24 protein-coding genes and 1 other annotated feature are annotated in these 23227 nt (G+C 55.6%); of the genes, 16 read left to right on the forward strand and 8 right to left on the reverse strand.

The window, feature by feature from the left end; genetic code table 11:
• Positions 1-173 precede the first annotated feature (173 nt).
• The 16 genes from thrS (at position 174) to selO (ending at position 15003) form a co-directional block, all read left to right on the forward strand.
• Positions 174-2102, forward strand: a complete 1929-nt coding sequence (gene thrS / locus ACE38U_RS17310) for a threonine--tRNA ligase (protein WP_038473340.1) — start codon at positions 174-176, stop codon at positions 2100-2102.
• A 3-nt stretch (positions 2103-2105) separates the two neighbouring features.
• Positions 2106-2648 carry a translation initiation factor IF-3 gene (gene infC, locus ACE38U_RS17315; protein WP_071704088.1) on the forward strand — a complete coding sequence of 181 codons (543 nt, stop codon included), beginning with the start codon at positions 2106-2108 and terminating at the stop codon, positions 2646-2648.
• Positions 2649-2739: 91 nt separating this feature from the next.
• A complete protein-coding gene (gene rpmI, locus ACE38U_RS17320; protein WP_004263702.1) occupies positions 2740-2937 on the forward strand; it encodes a 50S ribosomal protein L35 in 198 nt (65 codons plus the stop codon).
• A 46-nt stretch (positions 2938-2983) separates the two neighbouring features.
• Positions 2984-3340 (forward strand): 50S ribosomal protein L20, encoded by a 357-nt coding sequence (gene rplT / locus ACE38U_RS17325; RefSeq protein ID WP_000124850.1) that lies wholly within the window; start codon positions 2984-2986, stop codon positions 3338-3340.
• 239 nt (positions 3341-3579) lie between these two features.
• Positions 3580-3703, forward strand: a sequence feature (Phe leader region).
• Positions 3585-3629 carry a pheST operon leader peptide PheM gene (pheM, locus tag ACE38U_RS17330; RefSeq protein WP_106120997.1) on the forward strand — a complete coding sequence of 15 codons (45 nt, stop codon included), beginning with the start codon at positions 3585-3587 and terminating at the stop codon, positions 3627-3629. It overlaps the preceding feature by 45 nt.
• A 61-nt stretch (positions 3704-3764) precedes the next feature.
• Entirely contained in the window at positions 3765-4748 is a 984-nt protein-coding gene (gene pheS / locus ACE38U_RS17335) for a phenylalanine--tRNA ligase subunit alpha (RefSeq protein ID WP_038473331.1), read from the forward strand.
• Between the two features lie 14 nt (positions 4749-4762).
• Positions 4763-7150 carry a phenylalanine--tRNA ligase subunit beta gene (gene pheT / locus ACE38U_RS17340; protein WP_375530219.1) on the forward strand — a complete coding sequence of 796 codons (2388 nt, stop codon included), beginning with the start codon at positions 4763-4765 and terminating at the stop codon, positions 7148-7150.
• A 4-nt stretch (positions 7151-7154) separates the two neighbouring features.
• Entirely contained in the window at positions 7155-7454 is a 300-nt protein-coding gene (ihfA, locus tag ACE38U_RS17345; RefSeq protein ID WP_038473326.1) for an integration host factor subunit alpha, read from the forward strand.
• Positions 7455-7582: 128 nt separating this feature from the next.
• A complete protein-coding gene (locus ACE38U_RS17350) occupies positions 7583-8545 on the forward strand; it encodes a helix-turn-helix domain-containing GNAT family N-acetyltransferase (protein ID WP_375530220.1) in 963 nt (320 codons plus the stop codon).
• Positions 8546-8647: 102 nt separating this feature from the next.
• Positions 8648-9628 (forward strand): vitamin B12 ABC transporter permease BtuC, encoded by a 981-nt coding sequence (btuC, locus tag ACE38U_RS17355; RefSeq protein ID WP_375530221.1) that lies wholly within the window; start codon positions 8648-8650, stop codon positions 9626-9628.
• Positions 9629-9654: 26 nt separating this feature from the next.
• On the forward strand, positions 9655-10206 hold the full coding sequence (locus tag ACE38U_RS17360; RefSeq protein WP_038473318.1) for a glutathione peroxidase: 552 nt from the start codon (positions 9655-9657) through the stop codon (positions 10204-10206).
• 1 nt (position 10207) lies between these two features.
• Positions 10208-10954, forward strand: a complete 747-nt coding sequence (btuD, locus tag ACE38U_RS17365) for a vitamin B12 ABC transporter ATP-binding protein BtuD (protein ID WP_375530222.1) — start codon at positions 10208-10210, stop codon at positions 10952-10954.
• Positions 10955-11030: 76 nt separating this feature from the next.
• Positions 11031-11492, forward strand: a complete 462-nt coding sequence (locus tag ACE38U_RS17370) for a C40 family peptidase (RefSeq protein ID WP_038473313.1) — start codon at positions 11031-11033, stop codon at positions 11490-11492.
• A gap of 127 nt (positions 11493-11619) precedes the next feature.
• Complete coding sequence (locus ACE38U_RS17375; RefSeq protein WP_038473311.1) at positions 11620-12594, forward strand: LacI family DNA-binding transcriptional regulator; 975 nt, start codon at positions 11620-11622, stop codon at positions 12592-12594.
• A 167-nt stretch (positions 12595-12761) separates the two neighbouring features.
• Positions 12762-13493 carry an EAL domain-containing protein gene (locus tag ACE38U_RS17380; RefSeq protein WP_038473309.1) on the forward strand — a complete coding sequence of 244 codons (732 nt, stop codon included), beginning with the start codon at positions 12762-12764 and terminating at the stop codon, positions 13491-13493.
• Positions 13494-13557: 64 nt separating this feature from the next.
• Positions 13558-15003, forward strand: coding sequence for a protein adenylyltransferase SelO (gene selO, locus ACE38U_RS17385; protein WP_375530223.1), 1446 nt, complete (start codon positions 13558-13560; stop codon positions 15001-15003).
• Here the strand turns inward: selO and ACE38U_RS17390 are convergent, their stop codons facing one another.
• The 8 genes from ACE38U_RS17390 to ppsR all read right to left on the reverse strand — a co-directional run bounded on the left by ACE38U_RS17390 (position 15004) and on the right by ppsR (position 23115).
• Positions 15004-15783, reverse strand: coding sequence for a heme ABC transporter ATP-binding protein (locus ACE38U_RS17390; RefSeq protein ID WP_375530224.1), 780 nt, complete (start codon positions 15781-15783; stop codon positions 15004-15006).
• Positions 15783-16739 carry a FecCD family ABC transporter permease gene (locus tag ACE38U_RS17395; RefSeq protein ID WP_052048961.1) on the reverse strand — a complete coding sequence of 319 codons (957 nt, stop codon included), beginning with the start codon at positions 16737-16739 and terminating at the stop codon, positions 15783-15785. The genes ACE38U_RS17390 and ACE38U_RS17395 overlap by 1 nt, the downstream gene beginning before the upstream one ends.
• 35 nt (positions 16740-16774) lie before the next feature.
• Entirely contained in the window at positions 16775-17590 is an 816-nt protein-coding gene (locus ACE38U_RS17400; RefSeq protein WP_038473298.1) for a heme/hemin ABC transporter substrate-binding protein, read from the reverse strand.
• Complete coding sequence (locus ACE38U_RS17405) at positions 17587-18618, reverse strand: hemin-degrading factor (RefSeq protein WP_038473295.1); 1032 nt, start codon at positions 18616-18618, stop codon at positions 17587-17589. Before ACE38U_RS17405 ends, ACE38U_RS17400 begins: the two co-directional genes overlap by 4 nt.
• Before the next feature lie 11 nt (positions 18619-18629).
• Positions 18630-20609, reverse strand: a complete 1980-nt coding sequence (locus ACE38U_RS17410; RefSeq protein ID WP_038473293.1) for a TonB-dependent hemoglobin/transferrin/lactoferrin family receptor — start codon at positions 20607-20609, stop codon at positions 18630-18632.
• A 102-nt stretch (positions 20610-20711) separates the two neighbouring features.
• Positions 20712-20876, reverse strand: coding sequence for a hemin uptake protein HemP (gene hemP, locus ACE38U_RS17415; protein ID WP_038473290.1), 165 nt, complete (start codon positions 20874-20876; stop codon positions 20712-20714).
• Between the two features lie 188 nt (positions 20877-21064).
• The gene (gene aroH, locus ACE38U_RS17420; protein ID WP_038473288.1) at positions 21065-22111 is read right to left on the reverse strand and encodes a 3-deoxy-7-phosphoheptulonate synthase AroH; all 1047 of its coding nucleotides are present in this window, start codon (positions 22109-22111) and stop codon (positions 21065-21067) included.
• 170 nt (positions 22112-22281) lie between these two features.
• Positions 22282-23115, reverse strand: a complete 834-nt coding sequence (gene ppsR / locus ACE38U_RS17425; protein ID WP_038473286.1) for a posphoenolpyruvate synthetase regulatory kinase/phosphorylase PpsR — start codon at positions 23113-23115, stop codon at positions 22282-22284.
• Positions 23116-23227 lie beyond the last annotated feature (112 nt).

A 23227-nucleotide genomic window follows, 5' to 3' on the forward strand; every position in this document is an offset into this window, starting at 1 on the left:
ACCATCATGCCCACAGGTGGAATGGCAGCGATGCCATTTTTCATTTGTGCATCCGACTGCGTACCAATTCGGCGATTGTTGGTCAAATGGTTACGCAACGACTTGTTCTAAAATCAATTTCTCTACTGTATGTGATCTTTCGTGTGGGTCACCACTGCAGATAAGGACTTAACATGCCTGTTATTACTCTTCCTGATGGCAGCCAACGCCATTACGACAAACCCGTTAGCCCGATGGATGTTGCGCTGGATATTGGTCCAGGTCTTGCCAAAGCGTGTATCGCTGGCCGCGTAGACGGTGAACTGGTTGATGCTTCCGATATTATCGAAAACGATGCGAAGCTTGCGATAATCACCGCCAAAGACGAAGCGGGTCTGGAAATTCTTCGCCACTCCTGTGCTCACCTGCTGGGTCATGCTATCAAGCAGCTGTGGCCCCACACCAAAATGGCGATTGGCCCGGTTATTGACAACGGTTTCTACTACGACGTCGACCTGGACCACACCCTGACGCAGGAAGATCTTGAGCTGCTCGAAAAGCGTATGCACGAGCTGGCTGAGAAAGATTACGACGTTATCAAGAAGAAGGTGAGCTGGCAGGAAGCGCGTGAGACTTTCGTCAACCGCGGTGAAAGCTATAAAGTCGCCATTCTTGACGAAAACATCAGCCATGATGACAAACCAGGTTTGTATCATCATGAAGAATACGTGGATATGTGCCGCGGGCCACACGTACCGAATATGCGTTTCTGCCATCACTTCAAGCTGCAGAAAACCTCCGGTGCTTACTGGCGCGGTGACAGCAGCAACAAAATGCTGCAGCGTATCTACGGCACCGCCTGGGCAGACAAAAAGCAGCTGAATGCTTATCTGCAGCGCCTGGAAGAAGCTTCCAAGCGTGACCACCGTAAAATCGGCAAGCAGCTTGACCTGTACCATATGCAGGAAGAAGCGCCGGGTATGGTGTTCTGGCACAACGACGGCTGGACAATCTTCCGCGAGCTGGAAGTGTTCGTGCGCTCCAAGCTGAAAGAGTACCAGTATCAGGAAGTGAAAGGTCCATTCATGATGGACCGCGTGCTGTGGGAAAAAACCGGGCACTGGGACAACTACAAAGATGCGATGTTCACCACTTCTTCCGAGAACCGTGAATACTGCATCAAGCCGATGAACTGCCCGGGTCACGTGCAGATCTTCAACCAGGGTCTGAAATCCTACCGCGACCTGCCGCTGCGCATGGCCGAATTCGGTAGCTGCCACCGTAACGAACCGTCGGGCGCGCTGCATGGCCTGATGCGTGTACGTGGCTTTACTCAGGACGATGCTCACGTCTTCTGTACCGAAGAGCAGGTTCGCGATGAAGTCGATAGCTGCATTCGTATGGTGTACGACATGTACAGCACCTTCGGTTTCGAAAAAATCGTGGTGAAGCTGTCTACCCGTCCGGAAAAGCGCATTGGTAGCGACGAAATGTGGGATCGCGCGGAAGCGGATCTGGCCGTTGCGCTGCAGGAAAACAACATCCCGTTTGACTATCAGCCGGGTGAGGGTGCATTCTACGGCCCTAAAATTGAGTTCACGCTGTATGACTGCCTGGATCGTGCGTGGCAGTGTGGTACCGTTCAGCTTGACTTCTCCCTGCCAACCCGCTTGAACGCCTCCTATATTGGCGAAAATAACGAGCGTTTGGTGCCGGTAATGATTCACCGCGCCATTTTAGGCTCAATGGAACGCTTTATCGGTATTCTGACCGAAGAGTTTGCTGGGTTCTTCCCAACATGGCTTGCTCCGGTACAGGCGGTGGTGATGAATATCACTGACGGCCAGGCAGAATACGTTAACGAATTGACTCGTAAACTTCAAAATGCGGGCATTCGCGTAAAAGCAGACTTGAGAAATGAGAAGATAGGCTTTAAAATCCGTGAACACACGTTACGTCGTGTCCCTTATATGCTGGTTTGTGGCGATAAAGAGGTCGAAGCAGGCAAAGTTGCCGTTCGTACCCGCCGCGGCAAAGACCTGGGGAGCATGGACGTCAACGAATTGATTGAAAAGCTGCAGCAAGAGATTCGCAGCCGCAATCTTCATCAACTGGAGGAATAAAGTATTAAAGGCGGAAAAAGAGTTCAACCGGCGCGTCCTAATCGCATTAACAGAGAGATTCGTGCCACTGAGGTTCGTCTGACCGGTATTGATGGCGAGCAGATTGGTATTGTCAGTCTGAATGAAGCTTTGGAAAAAGCCGAAGAGGCCGGGGTTGATTTAGTAGAAATCAGTCCAAACGCCGAACCGCCTGTTTGCCGCATCATGGACTACGGCAAGTTCCTCTACGAGAAAAGCAAATCTTCTAAGGAACAGAAGAAAAAGCAAAAAGTTATTCAGGTTAAGGAAATTAAATTCCGACCTGGCACCGATGATGGCGACTACCAGGTAAAACTCCGCAGCCTGGTTCGCTTTCTGGAAGAGGGAGATAAAGCTAAGATCACGCTGCGTTTCCGCGGTCGTGAGATGGCTCACCAACAGATTGGTATGGAAGTGCTTAACCGCGTCCGTGACGATCTGAGTGAACTGGCAGTGGTCGAATCCTTCCCTACGAAGATCGAAGGCCGCCAGATGATCATGGTGCTTGCTCCGAAGAAGAAACAGTAAGGCCATCAAGTAACATGCCGCGGGGCTTCGGCCTCGCGGATTTTGTTCGCCTACTGGTTCGTTTTATTAACAATGCGAAGTGGAAATTGAAATGCCAAAGATCAAAACAGTACGCGGCGCCGCTAAGCGCTTCAAAAAGACCGCCGGTGGCGGTTTTAAGCGCAAGCACGCTAACCTGCGTCACATTCTGACTAAAAAGTCTACCAAACGTAAACGTCATCTGCGTCCGAAAGGCATGGTCTCCAAAGGGGATCTGGGCCTGGTTGTCGCTTGTCTGCCGTACGCATAAGTAAACTTTTTTTAATTAATTCAGAATATAGAAACAGGAGAGCTAAATGGCTCGCGTAAAACGTGGTGTAATCGCACGTGCTCGTCACAAAAAAATCCTCAAACAAGCTAAAGGCTACTATGGTGCGCGTTCTCGCGTATACCGCGTTGCCTTCCAGGCTGTTATCAAAGCTGGTCAGTACGCTTACCGCGACCGTCGTCAACGTAAACGTCAGTTCCGCCAGCTGTGGATTGCACGTATCAACGCTGCAGCTCGTCAGAACGGTATCTCTTACAGCAAATTCATCAACGGCCTGAAAAAAGCCTCTGTTGAAATCGACCGTAAGATCCTGGCTGACATCGCCGTATTCGACAAAGTGGCATTCACTGCCCTGGTTGAAAAAGCGAAAGCAGCTCTGGCGTAAGCCAGTTATAAGAGGGAGCTTGCTCCCTCTTTTAATTTATCCCCGTCATACTTCATCTGTAGCTGCGTTAACTGCACTCACTGACCCCAGTCACTTACTTAAGTAAGCTCCCGGGGATAATCGAGCTTGTCGCCTTACTACAAATCGAATTATTGGGGCATAACAGAATCAATTTATTGACTTTTAACGCCGTAGCTCGTTCAATAGCCAATGCAAAACTCGTCAAAACAAGGTAACTGCAAGCATGAATGCTGCTATTTTCCGCTTCTTTTTTTACTTTAGCGCCTGACTCAGGGGGCTTTGCGCGTAAGAAAAGAAACGAAAAAAAGCGCCGAAAGCCTCCTGTCTGGAGGCTTTTTTTTTGCGTTTTGTTTTCGAATCAGACCAACTACCCCGGCAGTTATGCCGGCATAAGAGGAATACCATGCCACATCTCGCAGAGCTGGTTGCCAGTGCCAAAGCAGCCATAAACGATGCCCAGGATGTTGCCGCGTTAGATAATGTACGCGTCGAATATTTAGGGAAGAAGGGGCACCTGACCCTTCAGATGACCACCCTGCGTGAACTGCCTCCGGAAGAACGTCCGGCAGCGGGCGCGGTGATAAACGTTGCCAAAGAGCAGGTTCAGGAAGCCCTGAATGCCCGTAAAGCTGACCTGGAAAGCGCTGCGCTGAACGAGCGTCTGGCCGCGGAAACTATCGACGTTTCTCTGCCTGGTCGCCGTATCGAGAACGGTGGTTTGCACCCGGTGACCCGCACCATCGATCGTATTGAAAGCTTCTTTGGTGAACTGGGCTTTACCGTGGCGACCGGGCCTGAAATCGAAGATGACTATCATAACTTCGATGCACTGAACATTCCTGGTCACCACCCGGCGCGTGCCGATCACGACACCTTCTGGTTCGATGCAACCCGCCTGCTGCGTACCCAGACTTCCGGCGTGCAGATCCGCACCATGAAAGACAAACAGCCGCCAATTCGCATTATCGCCCCGGGCCGCGTCTATCGTAACGACTACGATCAGACCCACACCCCGATGTTCCACCAGATGGAAGGCCTGATCGTTGATACCAATATCAACTTCACCAACCTGAAGGGCACGCTGCACGATTTCCTGAATAACTTCTTCGAAGAAGACCTGCAGATTCGCTTCCGCCCGTCCTACTTCCCGTTCACCGAACCGTCTGCGGAAGTGGACGTGATGGGCAAAAACGGCAAGTGGCTGGAAGTGCTGGGCTGCGGCATGGTGCATCCGAACGTCCTGCGTAACGTCGGCATTGACCCGGAAGTTTATTCCGGCTTCGCCTTCGGCATGGGCATGGAGCGTCTGACCATGCTGCGCTACGGCGTGACCGATCTGCGTGCATTCTTCGAAAATGATTTACGTTTCCTCAAACAGTTCAAATAAAGGCGGGATATCCAATGAAATTCAGTGAACTCTGGTTACGCGAATGGGTAAACCCAGCCAACAGCAGTGACGAACTTTCCAGCCAGATAACTATGGCAGGGCTTGAAGTTGACGGCGTTGAGGCCGTGGCAGGTGCTTTCCACGGCGTCGTGGTCGGTGAAGTCGTCGAGTGCGGCCAGCACCCGAACGCCGACAAGCTGCGCGTAACAAAAGTTAACGTCGGCGGCGATCGTCTGCTGGACATCGTATGTGGCGCGCCAAACTGCCGTCAGGGCCTGAAAGTGGCCGTGGCTACCGTCGGTGCCGTTCTGCCGGGCGATTTCAAAATCAAGGCCGCTAAGCTGCGCGGTGAGCCGTCCGAAGGGATGCTGTGCTCCTTCTCCGAGCTGGGTATTTCCGATGATCATAACGGTATCATCGAGCTGCCAGCGGATGCGCCAGTCGGCACCGATATCCGCGAATACCTGAAGCTTGACGACAACACCATCGAAATCAGCGTCACGCCAAACCGTGCCGACTGCCTGGGTATTATCGGCGTAGCTCGCGACGTTGCGGTGGTAAATAAGCTGCCGCTGGCTGAGCCAGAAATTACCGCCGTTGCCGCAACTATCAATGACACGCTGCCCATTCGCGTAGACGCTCCAGAGGCATGTCCGCGCTACCTGGGCCGCGTTGTGAAAGGCATCAACGTTAAGGCGCCAACGCCGCTGTGGATGAAAGAGAAGCTGCGTCGCTGCGGCATCCGCTCCATCGATGCGGTTGTTGACGTCACCAACTACGTGCTGCTGGAGCTTGGCCAGCCGATGCACGCCTTCGACCTGAACCGTATTGAAGGTGGGATCGTGGTGCGTATGGCGGAAGAGGGCGAAACCCTGGTTCTGCTGGACGGCAACGAAGCTAAGCTGAACGCCGACACCCTGGTGATTGCCGATCACGGCAAAGCGCTGGCAATGGGCGGCATCTTCGGCGGCGAACATTCAGGCGTTAACGACGAAACTCAGAACGTCCTGCTGGAGTGTGCTTTCTTTAGCCCGCTGTCCATCACCGGTCGCGCGCGCCGTCACGGCCTGCATACTGACGCCTCTCATCGCTACGAGCGTGGCGTCGATCCTGCGCTGCAGTATAAAGCGATGGAACGTGCTACTCGCCTGCTGGTGGATATCTGCGGCGGCCAACCTGGCCCGGTTATCGACGTGACCAGCGAAGCGAATCTGCCGAAGCGCGCCACTATTACCCTTCGCCGCAGCAAGCTGGATCGCCTGATTGGTCACCATATCGAAGATGCACAGGTTAGCGACATTCTGCGCCGTCTGGGCTGTGAAGTGACCGAAGGCCAGGATCAATGGACTGCGGTTGCGCCAGGCTGGCGTTTCGATATGGAAATTGAAGAAGACCTGGTGGAAGAAGTGGCTCGCGTTTACGGCTACAACAGCATTCCAAACAGCCCGGTGCAGGCCGGCCTGGTGATGGGCACCCATCGCGAAGCCGACCTCTCCCTCAAGCGTGTGAAAACCATGCTGGTGGACAAAGGCTACCAGGAAGTTATCACCTACAGCTTCGTCGACCCGAAAATTCAGCAGCTTCTGCATCCGGGCGAAGAAAATCTGATTCTTCCTAATCCGATCTCTACCGACATGTCCGCCATGCGTCTGTCGCTGTGGAGTGGTCTGCTGACAACCGTGGTTTATAACCAGAACCGCCAGCAAAGCCGCGTGCGTATTTTCGAGTCTGGCCTGCGCTTTGTGCCTGATACTCAGGCAGACCTTGGCATCCGCCAGGATCTTATGCTGGCAGGTGCTATCTGCGGTAACCGCTACGAAGAGCACTGGGATCTGGCGCGTAACACCGTTGACTTCTATGATCTGAAAGGCGATCTGGAGTCCGTTCTGGCCCTGACCGGCAAACTTTCGGACATCGAATTCAGAGCGCAAGCAAATCCGGCCTTGCATCCAGGCCAAAGTGCTGCCATTTATTTAGCAGGTGAATGCATTGGTTTCATTGGTGTTGTTCACCCGGAGCTGGAGCGTAAACTGGATCTTAACGGCCGCACGGTGGTGTTCGAGGTGCTGTGGAGCAAGCTCGCAGACCGCGTGGTGCCTGAAGCTCAGGAGGTTTCTCGCTTCCCGGCAAACCGCCGAGATATCGCTGTTGTAGTGGCTGAAAACGTCCCGGCAGCAGATATTTTGGTCGAGTGTAAGAAAGTTGGCGCAAATCAGGTAGTTGGCGTAAACTTATTTGACGTGTACCGTGGCAAGGGCGTAGCCGATGGCTATAAGAGCCTGGCCATAAGCCTTATCCTTCAGGATACGGGCCGTACACTCGAAGAAGAGGAGATGGCCGCTACCGTTGCAAAATGTGTAGAGGCATTAAAAGAGCGATTCCAGGCATCATTGAGGGATTGAACGTATGGCGCTTACAAAAGCTGAAATGTCAGAATATCTGTTTGATAAGCTTGGGCTTAGCAAACGAGATGCCAAAGAGCTGGTAGAGCTGTTTTTCGAAGAGATCCGTCGCGCTCTGGAAAACGGTGAGCAGGTTAAACTCTCGGGCTTTGGTAATTTTGACTTACGCGATAAAAACCAACGTCCCGGGCGCAACCCGAAGACCGGTGAAGATATTCCCATCACGGCACGCCGTGTGGTGACCTTCCGACCTGGTCAGAAACTAAAGAGTCGGGTTGAAAGCGCGTCGCCAAAAGACGAGTAACCTGAGTTAACAAAAGGCCGCTAACGCGGCCTTTTTCTTTTTCTGTTCCGCCCCCCCGGACTCGCCGCTTGACAAAGTTTTTATCAAAATGGTTGTATTGTACAACTATGCGTCAACGGTAGCGTCCCATGCCAGACAACAATATCATCGAAGCGATACGAGCCTCTTCGCGGCAGGTTGTGCGCGAGCTTGGTTTCCTGAATTCAACCCTGGCCGCAACGAATTACTCCGCTTCGGCGGTGCATGCTTTACTGGAGATTGATACCCGTAAGGCGGTTACGGCGGCCGATCTGGTTCAGGTCCTTGGGCTAGAAAAATCGAGCGTTAGCCGCATGCTGGGCAAACTGCGCCAGGCAGGGGAGCTGTATGAAACAATTTCTGATGAAGATGCCAGAGCCCGGCAGCTTCAGCTCACGGAGCAGGGCACACAAACCGTCCGGGAGATTCACCGGTACGGGAGAATGCGCGTAGAGAAAGCGCTTGAGCATCTGAATCCCGGGCAGCAAAGGTCTGTGGCCGATGGCTTGCTTAACTATGCCCAGGCACTTAAAGCCTGTCGTGGTGAGCTTTCAGGCGATCGGACAGAAGAAAAGACGTTTGAAATCCTGACGGGCTATCGACCGGGCGTTATCGGCCGGGTAGCGGAAATGCACGCCAACTATTACTCGAAACACTATAACTTTGGCCATTTCTTCGAAGGTAAAGTCGCTTCAGAGCTGGCGGAGTTCAGCGGCCGTCTTGAGCAGCCATGCAATTGCCTCTGGGTTGTCTGTCGCAGGGGGAAAATCGTGGGTTCCGTATCCATTGACGGAGAGGATCTCGGCCACAACGAAGCCCATCTACGCTGGTTTATTCTGGATGACGACTGCCGCGGCAGCGGTATTGGAAGAACGCTGCTGAGCGAGGCTATGCGCTTTTGCGATGAGTATGGTTTCTCTGCCGTGCAGCTGTGGACCGTTAGCGGGCTGAATGCTGCCCGCCATCTTTATGAATCGATGGGGTTTGAGTTAACCCGGGAATGGCAGGGCGAGCAATGGGGAAGCTCAATGCTGGAGCAGCAGTTCACGCGAAAAACCCTCATTGCCAGATAACAGGGGAAAGGTCGCCTGTGCGACCTTTTTCTTTTCTTGTTCTCACCCGCAAACTCCCCGTAAAATCAGGCGCATAAATGTGTCAGGTGGAGCCTTTACGGAATGCTGAGTTTTGTAACCAGACAACGCCGGTTTGAGCGCCGCTGGCTGATAGCGCTGTCGTTTTCGGCGGTGGTTATGCTGGCGTTAAGCCTGTGTGCGGGCGACGTCTGGTTTTCGCCGCTCTCGTGGTGGAGCGATGAGGCGAGACTCTTCATCTGGCAAATCCGACTGCCGCGTACGCTTGCCGTGCTGCTGGTAGGAGCCGCTCTGGCGGTTACCGGCACCATTATGCAATCCCTGTTTGAAAACCCTCTGGCTGAACCCGGCCTGCTTGGCGTCTCCAACGGCGCGGGCGTGGCGCTGGTTATTGCCTTGTTGCTCGGGCAGGGCACGCTACCAGGCTGGGTGCTCGGGCTGTGCGCCATCCTCGGGGCCTTAGCGATCACTCTTATTCTGTTACGTTTTTCCCGTCGTCATCTTTCCACCAGTCGTCTATTACTTGCAGGAGTCGCGCTCGGTATTATCTGTAGCGCGCTGATGACCTGGGCGGTCTACTTCAGCTCAAGCCTGGATTTACGCCAGCTCATGTACTGGATGATGGGCGGGTTTGGCGGCGTGGACTGGCGGCAGGGCTGGCTGATGGTGACGCTGTTGCCGGTGGTGGTCTGGCTATGCCGTCAGCATGCCCCGCTTAACCTGATGGCGCTGGGCGAAAACTCTGCTCGTCAGCTGGGGCTGCCCGTCTGGCTTTGGCGCAACATTCTGGTTGTCGCCACCGGCTGGCTGGTAGGCGTCAGCGTGGCGCTTGCCGGCGCTATCGGATTTGTTGGCCTGGTTATCCCGCACATGCTGCGGCTCACAGGGTTAACCGATCATCGCGTTTTACTGCCGGCCAGTGCGCTGGCCGGGGCGGCAGTATTAACCGGGGCAGATGTTGTGGCGAGGCTCGCATTAAGCTCTGCCGAGCTGCCGATTGGCGTAGTGACCGCTACGCTCGGCGCGCCGGTGTTTATCTGGCTATTATTGAAAGCCGGACGTTAATTCGGCTCACTTAGGAAGGGGATGATATGCAAAGCAATGTTCTGAATACCGAAGTCACCACCATTGACGGGGAAAGCACCACGCTTGAAAACTGGCAGGGTAAAGTCCTGCTGATTGTTAACGTCGCTTCTAAATGCGGCCTCACGCCGCAGTACGAACAGCTCGAAAACCTGCAGAAAGACTTTGAGGCACAGGGCTTCAGCGTGCTGGGCTTCCCGTGCAACCAGTTCCTGGGCCAGGAGCCGGGCAGCAGTGAAGAGATTAAAACTTTCTGCAGCACCACCTACGGCGTCACTTTCCCGCTGTTCAGCAAAATCGACGTCAACGGTGAGCATCGTCATCCGTTTTATCAGAAGCTGATTGACGCTCGTCCAGCCGCCGTGGCGCCGGAAGGCAGCGGTTTTCTGGAGCGTATGAGCAGCAAAGGGCGCGGCCCGCTTTACCCTGACGATATCCTGTGGAACTTCGAGAAATTCCTGATTGGCCGTGATGGCAAAGTGATCCAGCGTTTCTCTCCGGATATGACCCCGGAAGATCCGGTTGTACTGGAAGCGATTAAACAGGCTTTGGCAAAATAACTTGTCCATTTTGCAACTTGCAGGCGTCACCGTCGCCGATCGGCTTGGGCCGATTAGCGCGGCGGTGGAACCGGGTGAGCTAATTCATCTTGTCGGGCCTAACGGCGCGGGTAAGAGCACGTTGCTCACCCGAATGGCAGGGTTAAGCTCAGGGCCGGGACGTCTTCTGCTTAACCAGCGGCCGGTTGAAGAATGGCTTCCCGCTGCGCTTTCCCGCCGCCGTGCGTGGCTCAGCCAGCAGCAGCTGCCTCCTTTCGCTATGCCCGTCTGGCATTATCTGCAGCTTCATCAGCCTTCGCCAGAGGCGGAGGCCGCGATGCTACGCCTGGCCGAATCGCTGTGGTTAACCGACAAGCTGACGCGCGCGGTCAATCAGCTTTCCGGCGGCGAATGGCAGCGGGTAAGGCTGGCCGCAGTACTGTTACAGGTTGATCCTTCGGTCAATACTGAAGGCCAGCTGTTGCTGCTCGACGAGCCGATGAACAGCCTCGACGTTGCCCAGCAGGCGGTGCTGGATCGCCTGCTGCTCTCATTTTGTGAAGCCGGTATAGCGGTGGTGATGAGCAGCCATGATTTGAACCATAGCCTGCGGCATGCGCACAAAGTGTGGCTATTGCGTGAGGGTAAAATGGTGGCTCAGGGGCATCGGGATGACGTGTTGACGCCGAAGAATCTGGCCGCTGCCTACCAGATGCCGTTTCGATTATTACGGATCGAAGGGCACAGTATGCTGATAAGCCCGCTATAACATCGCGGAAAGCTTGCAATAATTCCGGGCGACAGGCTAAATTACTGGAAACAGTAAGACCGGGAGTTGTCTGAAAATGCGTTTGTGGCTTATTGCAGTGGCATGCATAGTGTTGGTGGGGTGTAGTCATAATGCCCCTCATCCGAACGCCCGGCTTTCCGATTCCATCACCGTTATCGCTCAGCTAAACGATCAGCTGCGCAGCTGGCACGGAACGCCGTACACTTACGGCGGCATGAGCCGGCGCGGCGTGGACTGTTCCGGCTTTGTACTGATGACCTTCCGCGACAAATTTGAGCTGATGCTGCCGCGCATGACCAGCGAGCAGGCAGAAATCGGCACCAAAATCGATAAAGATGACCTGCTGCCGGGCGATCTGGTGTTCTTTAAAACCGGCTCGGGGGAAAGCGGCCTGCACGTTGGTATTTATGACACCGACAACACGTTTATTCACGCCTCCACCAGCCGGGGCGTAATGCGTTCCTCTCTGGATAACGTCTACTGGCGCAAAAAATTCTGGCAAGCCCGCCGTATATAGTCTTTTCTGACTTTATCTGAAGTGAAAAATCGTGACCGTTCCCGCAAATCTGCGGGCAACGTCAACGCGGTTTACAATATCAGGTAATATCGGGATGCATTGTGCTTTTCCCGTTAAGGATTGTTTCATGGTCACCCTCGAAGATGTTGCTGCCCACGCCGGCGTCTCCCGCGCCACCGTCTCACGCGTGGTTAACGGCGACACTAAGGTCAAAGCGCAAACCCGCATCAAGGTAGAAGCCGCGATTGCCGAACTGGGCTATTCCCCCAATCCCGCTGCCAGAGCGCTGGCATCCAGCCAGAGCCATTCGATTGGGCTGGTCACGACATCCTATACCGGGGGCTTCTTCGGCTCGCTGATGGATACGGTGCAAACCGAAGCTGAATCTAACGGAAAGCAGCTGCTGGTGACGCAGGGTCGGGGCGTAGAAGAGAACGAGCGCAATGCCATTCAGCGGCTCTATAACCTACGCTGCGACGGTCTGATCCTGCACGTGCGTGCGATAGCCGATGAGGCGCTAATTCAGCTGGCCGAACGCGGCAACAGGTTTATCATCCTCGACAGAGAGGTGCCTGCTTTAAACGCGCGCTGCGTGGTCTTCGATCACCGTCTTGCCAGCCACATGGCCACCCGCTATTTGCTGGATGCCGGCCATCTGGCGATAGCCTGCCTGCATGGTCCAACCCAGCGAACCTCCAGCCTTTTACGTCGTCAGGGTTTTCTTGATGCCATGGAGGAGAGGGATGTTACGCCGGTGGCGGTGGTAGAAGGCGAATACGATATGCCAAGCGGCTACCGGCAAACCGCGATGCTGTTAGAGAAGTACAAAATCAGCGCGCTGTACTGCTGCAATGAAGAAATGGCCGTCGGGGCAATGCTGGCCATTACCGAACGAGGTTTACGCATTCCTCTGGATATATCCCTTATTTGTTATGACAGTGGAGATCGGGCGGCGTTTGTACGCCCGGCGTTAACCAGCGTTTATTTTCCGATAGGGGATATGGCACGCTACGCAACGCGTAAATTACTTAATGAACATTGTGAGGATGAATCTTTTTTACCCTGCATCATTGCCCGGGACTCCGTGCGCAATTTGCGTTAAAAACTGGCTATGTACGGATATCCAGGATAAGCTCAAAGTTATTAAAAGATAAGCTTAAACGTTTCAGGGATGAGTGTGAAATTCACAGCGATAGCAGCTATCCGACTATTTTCGGATTGGCGCTGTATCTCTCTGCCGTCCAACCAGAAATCCGCAGGGCTGGCAAAATGATTGTTTCACTTGATAGTGTTTATTGTTCTCATCTCTATTATCGTCCGGCCGTACGGCCGGATGACAGTATTATGGGTGTCGAAATCGTCGCAAACTTCGTCGGGGCTGACGCGCCAGTACGTATTCCAACCGAGCTGTTAATCCCTCATCTTGCCCCTGAGCAGCACCTTGAGCTGTTCAGAGAAAAATTAACGGTAATAGAAGCACAGCAGGATTTCTTTATCACCCGGCAGCTTGTGGTCTGGATTCATATTAATGAAACTATTATTGATGCGTTAATTAATAACCAGAATTTATATATTCGCTTAAAGGCTTTGCCGTTTATTGAATTAACCCTCAGCGAAAGTTTTTTGGATTTAAATAGCGGTAAAACTAATTTAAGGCTGGCCTGGGCAGTGGAACGTTTTCCGCTGGTGCTGGCAGACTTTGGTGCCGGCCATGCCACGACCAAACCGGTGTTCGACGGCCTGTTCAGGCGCGTTATTATGGATCGTTTTTTTATTCAAAAACTGCTGTCGGGCCGCACCTTTACGCCTTTTATGCTGGCCATCATTGGGCAGGTTTCCCCGTTTTGTGAATCATTGCTGGTGGCCGGAATAGACTCCGCTAACGCGCGGCGTAAAGTACAGGCGCTGGGCTTTGCCGCGATGCAGGGCAAACTGTGGCCGCTTGTTCAGCCGGAATATCTGGCGTCACTTTTCCCACCTCATGAAGGTCTGATTCACTAAAGTCCCTGCTGCGTCACCGTGTTTAAAATCCATTACCGGGGCTACACTGTCGGGCGGAGGAACCATGACCAACACTTTAACTTTTCTGAATACCTGGCACGACGAGCTGCCGGGTTTCTACCGCGAATTAAACCCAACGCCGCTAAAAAATGCGCGGCTGCTTTATCACAGCCAGCCGCTGGCCGATGAGTTGGGTCTCGAACGGTCTCTTTTTGACGCACAGCATCAGGGTGTCTGGTGTGGCGAAACGCTACTGCCCGGCATGCAGCCGCTGGCCCAGGTCTACAGCGGGCACCAGTTCGGCGTCTGGGCCGGGCAACTGGGAGACGGTCGCGGTATTTTACTGGGTGAGCAACAGCTGGCCGACGGGCGCAAAGTTGACTGGCACCTGAAAGGTGCTGGCTTAACGCCTTACTCGCGGATGGGAGACGGCAGGGCGGTACTGCGCTCCACTATTCGAGAGTTTCTTGCCAGTGAAGCTATGCATGCCCTCGGGGTCCCAACTACGCGAGCCTTAACGATTGTCACCAGCGACACGCCCGTGCAGCGCGAAACGGTTGAGCAGGGGGCGATGCTGCTCCGGGTGTCTGAGAGCCACCTGCGTTTTGGTCACTTTGAGCACTTCTATTACCGCCGCGAGCCGGAGAAAGTGCAGCAGCTTGCCGATTACGCCATTCGCCACCACTGGCCGCATTTGCAGGGGCTTGAAGAACGCTATGAGCTGTGGTTCAGCGACGTCGTGACGCGCACCGCCGCGTTAATTGCCAGCTGGCAAACCGTGGGGTTTGCACACGGGGTGATGAACACGGATAACATGTCGATTCTTGGCCTGACCATGGACTACGGCCCGTATGGCTTCCTCGACGATTACCAGCCTGAGTTTATCTGCAACCATTCGGATTATCAGGGGCGATATGCTTTTGATAACCAACCTGCCGTAGGGCTGTGGAACCTGCAGCGGCTGGCGCAAACGCTGTCTCCGTTTATTACTGCCGATAAGCTGAACGCTATTCTGGATGGCTATCAGCCGGCCATTATGCGTGCCTTTGGCCAGCAGATGCGGGCCAAACTTGGGCTATGCACAGAGCAGTCGGCCGACAACCAAATCCTCAGCGAACTGTTTGCTTTGATGAGCAAAGAAGGGAGCGATTACACCCGCACCTTCCGCATGCTTAGCATGACGGAACAGCTCAGCGCCGCCTCGCCGCTGCGCGATGAGTTTATCGACCGGGCAAGTTTTGACGCGTGGTTTGGACGTTATCGCGAAAGGCTTCAGGTCGAGCAGGTGAGTGATGCAGAACGCCAGCAGAAAATGCAGGCGGTGAACCCGGCCCTGGTGTTGAGGAACTGGCTGGCGCAACGGGCAATCGAGGCGGCGGAGCAGGGCGATACTCGTGAACTGGCTAAGCTGCATCAGGCATTGCTCCAGCCGTTTACCGACCGTCAGGACGACATGACGCAGCGCCCGCCTGACTGGGGAAAACGGCTGGAAGTCAGCTGTTCCAGCTGATTACTGGCGCAGACCTACCTGAGGAACCGGGTGTTCCGGATGCCGGAATACCCGCAGGTCCGCCTGATACCAGCGCTGTAAAATTTGCTCGTCCAGCACTTCATCAGGCGTGCCGTCCGCGACCATCCTGCCCTTATGCAGCAGAACAATGCGATCGGCCCACAGCGCGGCCAGGTTTAAATCGTGCAGCACAACGCAAACCGACAGCGTGCCCATTTGGGCCAGACGTCGCAGCAGGCGCAGCACGTGCTGCTGGTGGTAGAGATCCAGCGCGGACGTTGGTTCATCCAGAAACAGCCAGCCGTGGGGCTGTCCGTCGCACCAGAGCTGTGCCAGCGCCCGGGCAAGCTGCACCCGCTGCTGTTCGCCGCCGGACAGGCGACAAAAATCTCTGCCGCTCAGGTCATCACAGCCGGTTAGCGCCATGACTTCCGCCACGACGCTGGCCGTTGACTCCTGCGGCCAGGGCGCCCGGCCCATGGCGATCACGTCTTCTACCGTCCAGCTAAACGCCATATTGCTTTGCTGGCGCATCACCGCCCGTTTGCGGGAAAGGGCGTCGTTGGACCACTGGTTTAAATCATGCCCCGCCAGGGCGACCCGCCCGCTGTCCGGTTGTTGAAACCCGGTTAACAGCCGCAACAGCGTGGATTTCCCCGCGCCGTTTGGGCCAATCAGTGCGACCACTTCGCCCGGCTTCAGGCTGACGTTAACGTCGTCAATGAGATAACGATGACCCATTTTCAGCGAAACATGATGCGTCTGCAGAATTTCGTCCATCACGCTCTCTCCTTGCTGCGGAAAATCATCGCCAGAAACCATGGCCCGCCAATCAGGCTGGTCAGCAGACCCACCGGCATTTCAGCGGGGGCGACAACCGTGCGCGCCAATGTATCGGCCACCAGCAAAAGCATCGCGCCTGCCAGCACCGAGCCAGGCACCAGCCAGCGATGATCGGACCCAAGCCACATGCGCACCAGGTGTGGTACCACCAGCCCGACAAAGCCGATAACGCCGCTGATCGCCACCGAGGCGGCAACCAACAGCGCGCTCAGGATCAGCAGATGGCGCTGGGTTGTTTTGACATCAACGCCAAGATAGTGCGCTTCTTCATCGCCAAGCTGGAGCAGGTTAAGGCGCTTAGACAGCAGCCAGATCCCTGCGGCTGCGGGCAGGATAAGAGAGGCGGTGGCGAGCAGCGTTGACCACTGTGCCTGGCCCAGGCTGCCCATACCCCAAAGCGAAAGCTGGCGGAGCTGGGTGTCGTTGCTGATCCACGACAATACGCCAACCGCCGCGCCGCACAGGGCGTTGATAGCGATACCCACCAGCAGCAGGCGAGACAAACTGTTGGCACCCTTACGGCTAAGCAGGAAAATCGCCAGCGTCACCGCCAGGCTGCCGACAAATGCAGCTAACATGGGAGCATAAAGTGCCAAAACCGCCGGCAGGGCCAGCGGCATCACGATAGACAGACCCACCGCCAGCGCGGCCCCGCTGCTGATCCCCAGTAAACCAGGGTCAGCCAGCGGGTTACGGAACAGCCCCTGCATCACGCAGCCGGACAGCGCCAGGGCGCCGCCAATCAGCGCCGCCAGCAGCACGCGAGGCAGGCGGATGTTGAGCCAGATATCGCGCAGCGTGTCGTCATGCGCCTGCCAAAGCACGGCAACCGACAGCCGCATGGCACCGAGATTCGCGGCAATAAGCGCCATTGCCAGCAGAACCAGCCCCATCAAACACAGGGCGTGGTGAGGCAAAGGGCGGCGTATCACGGTAATTGCTCCGCTTTCTTACGCAGGGCGAGGATCGTCTGCGGGGTATCAATGCCAAAGCCGAGCAGCGCCATGTCATCCACCACCATCAGCCGTTTGTTTTTTCCCGCAGGGGTCTGTGCAAGGCCCGGTAATGCCCAGACCTTGTCCTCGCCGCCGAGGGTTTTCACCCCGTCGGTGGTGACCAGAATCAGGTCAGGCTTGCTGGCGATGACGCCTTCCTGGGACAGCGGCTGATAGCGCTTAAAGCCCTGCATGGCGTTGTCCAGGCCCGCAGCGTGAATCGCGGCATCCGCAGCGGTTTCCTGTCCTGCCGCCATAGCGGTCATGCCGCCGTGGCTCATAATGAACAACACTTTTTTACCAAGCGGCTGGGCTGGGATCGCCGCCAACTGGTCGTGAAGCTCCTTACGCAGCTTGTCGCCTTCGGCGGTTTTACCCAGCGCGTTAGCCACGGCCGCCACTTTGGCGTCAATGCTGTCCAGGCTGTTTTCGGCCGGGACGGTAACAACCTTCACCTTGCTGGACTCAACCTGTTTCAACGCCATTGAGGGCTGTGCCTGCGCGCTGACGAGTACCAGCGTCGGGCGCATAGCCAGAATACCTTCGGCGTTAAGCTGGCGCAGGTAGCCGACATCCGGCAGCTTTTTCACGGCATCGGGATGAAGGCTCGTGCTATCACGAGCCACCACATCCTGACCCGCACCCAGAGCCCAGGCAATCTCGGTGACGTCGCCACCGATGGTTACCACGCGCTCGGCCGCACCTGCCATTAACGGCAGGGCGAGGATGGCGAGCAGCAGGCGTTTCATGCCGCTAACCCTTTGCCGATCAGCGCTTCAATCTGCGTGCGCCACTGCTCTTGCTCCGGCTGGCCTTCGGTACGCTGGCCGTACAGCTGTGCGATTTGCGTGCCGTCGGCGGCAAATAGCTCAAGGCTGGTAACGTGGCCGTCGGCGGTTGGTTTGCGGGTTACCCAGCTTTCGGCAATGGTGTCACCCATCAGGTGCAGGGTGAATTCCGGGTTGAAGACGTTGACCCAGTTCTCCATCGGCACCACCTTGCGAATTTCACCGGTGAAGATCTGCACGCAGCCACGGTTGCCGACGAAAATCATGATTTCGTTGCCGTCTTCTTTCGCCTGATTCAGCAAATGAGAGAGGGCTTCGTTATCCACGCGGCAGGCCAGGTCGTCTTTCACCAGGCGGAAAGCCTGCTGGCGCGTCAACTGGTGGCGTTTCAGCAGCTGGAAGAACTGGTGCACGTCGGTCATCGCGCGCCATTCGGCATCCACTTTGTCGGCTTCGACGGTTGGGGTCATCACCGCTTCTTCAACGGCTTTAATATCCAGAGCCGGGTTGTCGGTATGGATAAAGCGCGTCAGCACCTGGCTCCAGGCTTCAACATCCGTGTTGTCGGTGGTGTACACCTTCAGCAGCGCATCGCCCTGATGGTCGAAGAACTGGATGCTCTGGCGTTCACCGCGAGCCGTCTCTTCACGGACGTGGAACACGCTTGCCCACTGGTTCAGGAACAGGCGTAGATCCAGCGCACGCGGGTTCAGTACCAGCCCGGCGTGGCCGTTCAGGTGTTGGTTCTCGAAGCGGCCAACCTGCTCGTGAACCGCATATTCGTTACGGCAGATGCACTTCGTTTCCCCCACGGCTTCCAGCGCGGCGAAAATCTCTTTCACATCGCCGTTCAGGCGCCATGCGTCGTGCCCGACTCGGGCATGGGTCAGTTCCGCTTCGCTGATGTGCATCAGTTTGGCGATATCCCGGGCGTATTTCTTCGGGTGTTCTTGCTTAAGCTGGATCCAGCTGTCGTAACGCTGACTCATGAATAACTCCTTTACCATTGATAGCTCACGAAAATTTTACCGTTACGGCCATCCTGCGGGAGACCCTGCGGTGACCAGTACTCTTTATCGAAGGCGTTGCCAAACACCAGCGTGGTGGTTAAACCGCGCAGCTGCTGCTGCCCTTTATAGCTGACATAGAAATCGCTGACCGCGTAGCCCGGCTGCTGTGCATAGGAGCTGCTGATGTGGGTGGAACGCTCGGCGAAGGTGCCGACCCAGCCCACGGAGAAGCCGCTGTGCGCAACGGGGATGTCCAGGGTGGTAGTGACGGTGTCCGGGTTCAGGCTGGAAATGTACTCGCCGGTGTCTTCATCTTTACCGCGGGTGCGGTTATAGGCGGTATCCAGGCTGAACAGATCGGCGGTGTACTTCGCGGTCACGTCCCAGCCCCAGATTTTGGCTTTCGGTACGTTATAGGACATGGTGGTCGCTTTGGCGAAGTCCACGGTGGTGGAGATGTAATCTTTCGCTTTGGTGTCGAAGTAGCTGGCTTTGAACTCCAGGCCATCGTTGGCCATCGCCAGGTTGTCGAAGCGCAGACCGAAGCCGTATTCCTGAGTTTCGTTGGTTTCCGGACGCAGGTTCGGGTTTGGTACCCAGTAGTTGGTGTAGCGGGTGCCGATGGAGAAGTGCTTGGCGTCGTTATACATCTCGCCCATGGTCGGGGCACGGAACGCCTGCGCATAGGAACCAAACAGCATCAGCCAGTCGGTTGGGGTTACGGAAACTGCCCCACGGGATGACCATTTATCGGCGTCTACGTCTTTATAGCCCTGGCTGCTGCCGCTGTAGTTGTCGTAGCGCGTGCCGGCCAGAATAGAAATCGGCAGGTCGCGCAGGGTGATCTCATCCTGCAGCCAGCCTGAACCGAAGTTGATTTTCGCCTGCGGGAAACCGGTTGTCAGGCCGCCTGGAGCCTGTTCCTGACGGTAATATTCACCGCCGTAGGTCAGCAGGTTAGCCGCGAAGCTGTCGTTAAACAGGCGGCTGCGGTTTTCGAGCTTGCCGCCCTTCGTGGTCTGTTTGCGGAACTCGCCGCCCTGGTTAGGGGTTTCTGCGTTAATGCGTGCCTCTGACCAGTAGGCCGTCGCGGTGGCGTTCAGCCAGTCGTTATCCTGCGGGCCGAGATGGTACTTCAGCTGTGCATCGCGCTGGATGGTTGAGCGGTTGGTCATCGGGTTGCTGGAGGCGGTGGCATCCGGCGTCTGCGGATTCTTCGGTTCGCGCGCGCTGTTGTTGTAATAACGTAGGGAGCCGGACAGAGACTGAGCGGAATCGATATACCAGGTGCCTTTGGTCAGCAGGTTGCCAATGTTTTCGTCATTAGGTGCCGTTTCGCCATTGCTCTGACGCAGGTTACCGCGGTCGCGGCTGGACCAGGCGACAACGCCGTCCAGGTTGTCGGTGCGGCCAAAGGCGCTGGCGCCCATGCCGATGCTGTGGTCGCCGGTGCCGCCGGTGCCGAATACGCGGTAGCCGCTATTTTGGCCTGCAAATAACAGATCTGCCGCGTCTGCGGTTTCATAGGAGATGACGCCGCCCAGGGCGCCGCTGCCGTACAGCAGGGCTGCAGGGCCACGAACCACTTCAATGCGTTTAATCAGCGCGGGGTCGAGGAACGTGCTGTTCAGGTGGCCGGTGTCGGTGCCCTGGCGAATGCCGTCCACCAGGGTCAGCACGCCGCGGCGGTCGTAGCCGCGCATGTTGATGTCCTGGCCGTTGGTGCGCCCGGTGCCATCGATAGTTATCCCCGGCACTTTACGCAGCATGTCAGCGGCAGAGGTGGACGTCTGGCTCTCCGGCGAATTCGCGTCGATAACGCTGACCATCATCGGGGCTTCGAAGGTACTGCGCTGGTTACCGGTGGCAACCACGGTCATCTGCTCATCTTTAGCAAAGGCGGGCAGGGCAGTAAAAACGGCTAACGTGAGTACAGACAGACGAAAACCTGCTGTGTTGGTGCAAGGCATAGCGCAACTCTCCATAAGAATAACGAAAGCGCTGGCTGCCTGGGGATGACCTGGGTGGCTGGCTAATTTCCCCTTTTGGATTTGGGGAACGGTTTGTTTAATTTATTTGGTCAGGATGAGCTTCCCGGCCTGAGTCTGGCGTAACAGATACTGCTGCCCTTCGTGCACGATAACGACACGGCCATCGGCGCCGAGCAGCGTTTTGCTGTCAACCTGACGCGGTTCTGTCCCTGTCTGCGGGCGGGCGGGGGTGAATGGTTTGTCCATACGCTTCACTCTGTTTACAAATGACAATCAGTGTAACAATGAGAATCATTATCAGAAAAAGCAGGATCGGCGGCAAGCATTATTTGTAATAATTCTGTGAATCAGGGAATTTCTCTGCGGGCACGTTGTCGCGAAGCGTAATGCTATGATATCCGGCGGGTTATTGGGCTCCCCGCCGGAAGGTTGGGTCAGAAGCGTCTGTCGATTGCCTGGGCCAGCATGGCGACCAGAGTTTCCGTATCTTCCCAGTTAAGGCAAGGATCGGTGATCGACTGGCCGTAGGTCAGCGGCTGGCCGGCGACGATTTGCTGCGTCCCTTCTTGCAGGAAGCTTTCCGCCATGATCCCGGCGATCGCCCTGGAGCCGTTGCGAATTTGCGTGCAAACATCTTCGCAGACGTCTAACTGGCGGCGGTGCTGCTTCTGGCAGTTACCGTGGCTGAAATCAATCACCAGATGCTCCGGCAGGTCGAACGCGCTCAGCGTATCGCAGGCCGCGGCAATGTCTTCCGCGTGGTAATTCGGCTGTTTGCCGCCGCGCATAATAATGTGTCCATAAGGGTTGCCGCTGGTCTGGTAAATCGTCATCTGCCCTTTTTTATCCGGGGAGAGGAACATATGGCTGGCACGCGCGGCGCGAATGGCGTCTACCGCAATGCGGGTATTGCCGTCGGTGCCGTTCTTAAAGCCGACCGGGCAGGAGAGCGCGGACGCCATCTCACGGTGGATCTGGCTTTCGGTCGTGCGCGCGCCAATCGCACCCCAGCTAATCAGGTCGGCGATATACTGCCCGGTCACCATATCCAGGAATTCTGTCGCGGTGGGCACACCCAGCTCATTCACCTGCAGCAGCAGGCGACGAGCCTGTTCGATACCGTAATTAATGCGGTAGCTGCCGTTCAGGTCCGGATCGGAAATCAACCCTTTCCAGCCGACGACGGTGCGGGGTTTCTCGAAGTAGGTGCGCATCACGATCTCAAGGCGATCCTGATGTTTTTCTCGCAGCGTTTTGAGACGGCGAGCGTAGTCCATTGCCGCATCAAGGTCATGGATAGAGCATGGCCCGACGATAACCAGCAGGCGCTTATCTTCCCCGGTAAGGATCTTTTCTATCCTGCGGCGGGCGGTGGTTACGTGCTGCGCAACGTCAGCGGAAACCGGGAAACGCTCTGTCAGCTCGGCCGGGGTCACCAGGCTGTCGATGCGCGCGGTTCGCAATTCATCTGTTTTGTTCATTGGGTGTCTCAGAAATTTTGTCTTCTCTGCGGCAGATTTACCGGGAAGTGATGGGGATCACAATAAACCAAAGCTGACCGATTTCAACATTCTGCCCGCTTTGGCAAAGGGATTACCCCACCGCAGTCTGTACACCCTAGCATACACGATTGGTCTTTTGTACTAGTTTCTTAGTACATGCGGCGATTCAGTCCCATAATATCGAGAATTTTGGTCGCCATTTCTTCCACCGAATAGTTGGTACTGTTGAGGTAGCGAATCTGGTTTTTACGGAACAGCGCCTCGACTTCGGCGACCTCCAGACGGCACTGGCGCAGGGAAGCATAGCGGCTGTTTTCACGGCGCTCTTCGCGGATAGCGGCCAGTCGTTCGGGGTTGATAGTCAGGCCAAACAGCTTGTGCTGCAGCGGTTTAAGCACCGCGGGAAGCTGAATGTTGTCCATGTCATCGGCAATAAAAGGGTAGTTGGCGGCGCGAATGCCAAACTGCATGGCGAGATAGAGGCTGGTAGGGGTTTTTCCACAGCGGGACACGCCCAGCAGAATCACCTGAGCCTGATCGAGATTGCGCATCGAAATGCCGTCATCGTGCGCCAGCGTGTAGTCAATGGCGGCAATGCGCGCGTCATACTTCATCAGGTTGCCGGGGTTAAGGCCGTGAGTTCTGTGGGCAACGGGCGTCGGGTCGAGCTTCAGCTCCTGCTGCAGCGGGGCGACCAGGGTCTGCACGATGTCCTGACAGAAGCCTTCGCTCTGCATAATGATGTCGCGGATAGTGGGCATCACGATGGAATAAAACACCAGCGGGCGCACACCTGTCTGCTGGTAAATCGCGTCAATCTGCTCTTTGACCGCTTTTGCCCGACTTTCATTTTCAACAAACGGCAGGGTAATACTGTTGATAGATACCGGGAATTGTGACATCACCGCGTGGCCAAGTACCTCGGCGGTAATTGCCGTGCCATCGGAAATACAAAATACCTGACGATCGACTAAGTTATCCATTTTTATTCCTGAACGGGGAACCGGTTTACCCAAAGCATAAAGTAAAACAAGGCATTCCGAGTAGCGCTAATCTTAATTTAAAAAGTGAAATAGCGTTTTTAAATTTAATAAA

This window comes from Cedecea selenatireducens, from assembly GCF_042138895.1.
Taxonomy (GTDB): domain Bacteria; phylum Pseudomonadota; class Gammaproteobacteria; order Enterobacterales; family Enterobacteriaceae; genus Cedecea; species Cedecea selenatireducens.

What these genes read in the sequence shown, in the direction of transcription:
- thrS (WP_038473340.1), top strand. Translation starts at nt 174, where the DNA reads ATGCCTGTTATTACTCTTCCTGATGGCAGCCAACGCCATTACGACAAA.
- rpmI (WP_004263702.1), top strand. Translation starts at nt 2,740, where the DNA reads ATGCCAAAGATCAAAACAGTACGCGGCGCCGCTAAGCGCTTCAAAAAG.
- rplT (WP_000124850.1), top strand. Translation starts at nt 2,984, where the DNA reads ATGGCTCGCGTAAAACGTGGTGTAATCGCACGTGCTCGTCACAAAAAA.
- pheS (WP_038473331.1), top strand. Translation starts at nt 3,765, where the DNA reads ATGCCACATCTCGCAGAGCTGGTTGCCAGTGCCAAAGCAGCCATAAAC.
- pheT (WP_375530219.1), top strand. Translation starts at nt 4,763, where the DNA reads ATGAAATTCAGTGAACTCTGGTTACGCGAATGGGTAAACCCAGCCAAC.
- ihfA (WP_038473326.1), top strand. Translation starts at nt 7,155, where the DNA reads ATGGCGCTTACAAAAGCTGAAATGTCAGAATATCTGTTTGATAAGCTT.
- ACE38U_RS17350 (WP_375530220.1), top strand. Translation starts at nt 7,583, where the DNA reads ATGCCAGACAACAATATCATCGAAGCGATACGAGCCTCTTCGCGGCAG.
- btuC (WP_375530221.1), top strand. Translation starts at nt 8,648, where the DNA reads ATGCTGAGTTTTGTAACCAGACAACGCCGGTTTGAGCGCCGCTGGCTG.
- ACE38U_RS17360 (WP_038473318.1), top strand. Translation starts at nt 9,655, where the DNA reads ATGCAAAGCAATGTTCTGAATACCGAAGTCACCACCATTGACGGGGAA.
- ACE38U_RS17370 (WP_038473313.1), top strand. Translation starts at nt 11,031, where the DNA reads ATGCGTTTGTGGCTTATTGCAGTGGCATGCATAGTGTTGGTGGGGTGT.
- ACE38U_RS17375 (WP_038473311.1), top strand. Translation starts at nt 11,620, where the DNA reads ATGGTCACCCTCGAAGATGTTGCTGCCCACGCCGGCGTCTCCCGCGCC.
- ACE38U_RS17380 (WP_038473309.1), top strand. Translation starts at nt 12,762, where the DNA reads ATGATTGTTTCACTTGATAGTGTTTATTGTTCTCATCTCTATTATCGT.
- selO (WP_375530223.1), top strand. Translation starts at nt 13,558, where the DNA reads ATGACCAACACTTTAACTTTTCTGAATACCTGGCACGACGAGCTGCCG.
- ACE38U_RS17390 (WP_375530224.1), bottom strand. Translation starts at nt 15,783, where the DNA reads ATGGACGAAATTCTGCAGACGCATCATGTTTCGCTGAAAATGGGTCAT.
- ACE38U_RS17395 (WP_052048961.1), bottom strand. Translation starts at nt 16,739, where the DNA reads ATGGGGCTGGTTCTGCTGGCAATGGCGCTTATTGCCGCGAATCTCGGT.
- ACE38U_RS17400 (WP_038473298.1), bottom strand. Translation starts at nt 17,590, where the DNA reads ATGAAACGCCTGCTGCTCGCCATCCTCGCCCTGCCGTTAATGGCAGGT.
- ACE38U_RS17405 (WP_038473295.1), bottom strand. Translation starts at nt 18,618, where the DNA reads ATGAGTCAGCGTTACGACAGCTGGATCCAGCTTAAGCAAGAACACCCG.
- ACE38U_RS17410 (WP_038473293.1), bottom strand. Translation starts at nt 20,609, where the DNA reads ATGCCTTGCACCAACACAGCAGGTTTTCGTCTGTCTGTACTCACGTTA.
- hemP (WP_038473290.1), bottom strand. Translation starts at nt 20,876, where the DNA reads ATGGACAAACCATTCACCCCCGCCCGCCCGCAGACAGGGACAGAACCG.
- aroH (WP_038473288.1), bottom strand. Translation starts at nt 22,111, where the DNA reads ATGAACAAAACAGATGAATTGCGAACCGCGCGCATCGACAGCCTGGTG.
- ppsR (WP_038473286.1), bottom strand. Translation starts at nt 23,115, where the DNA reads ATGGATAACTTAGTCGATCGTCAGGTATTTTGTATTTCCGATGGCACG.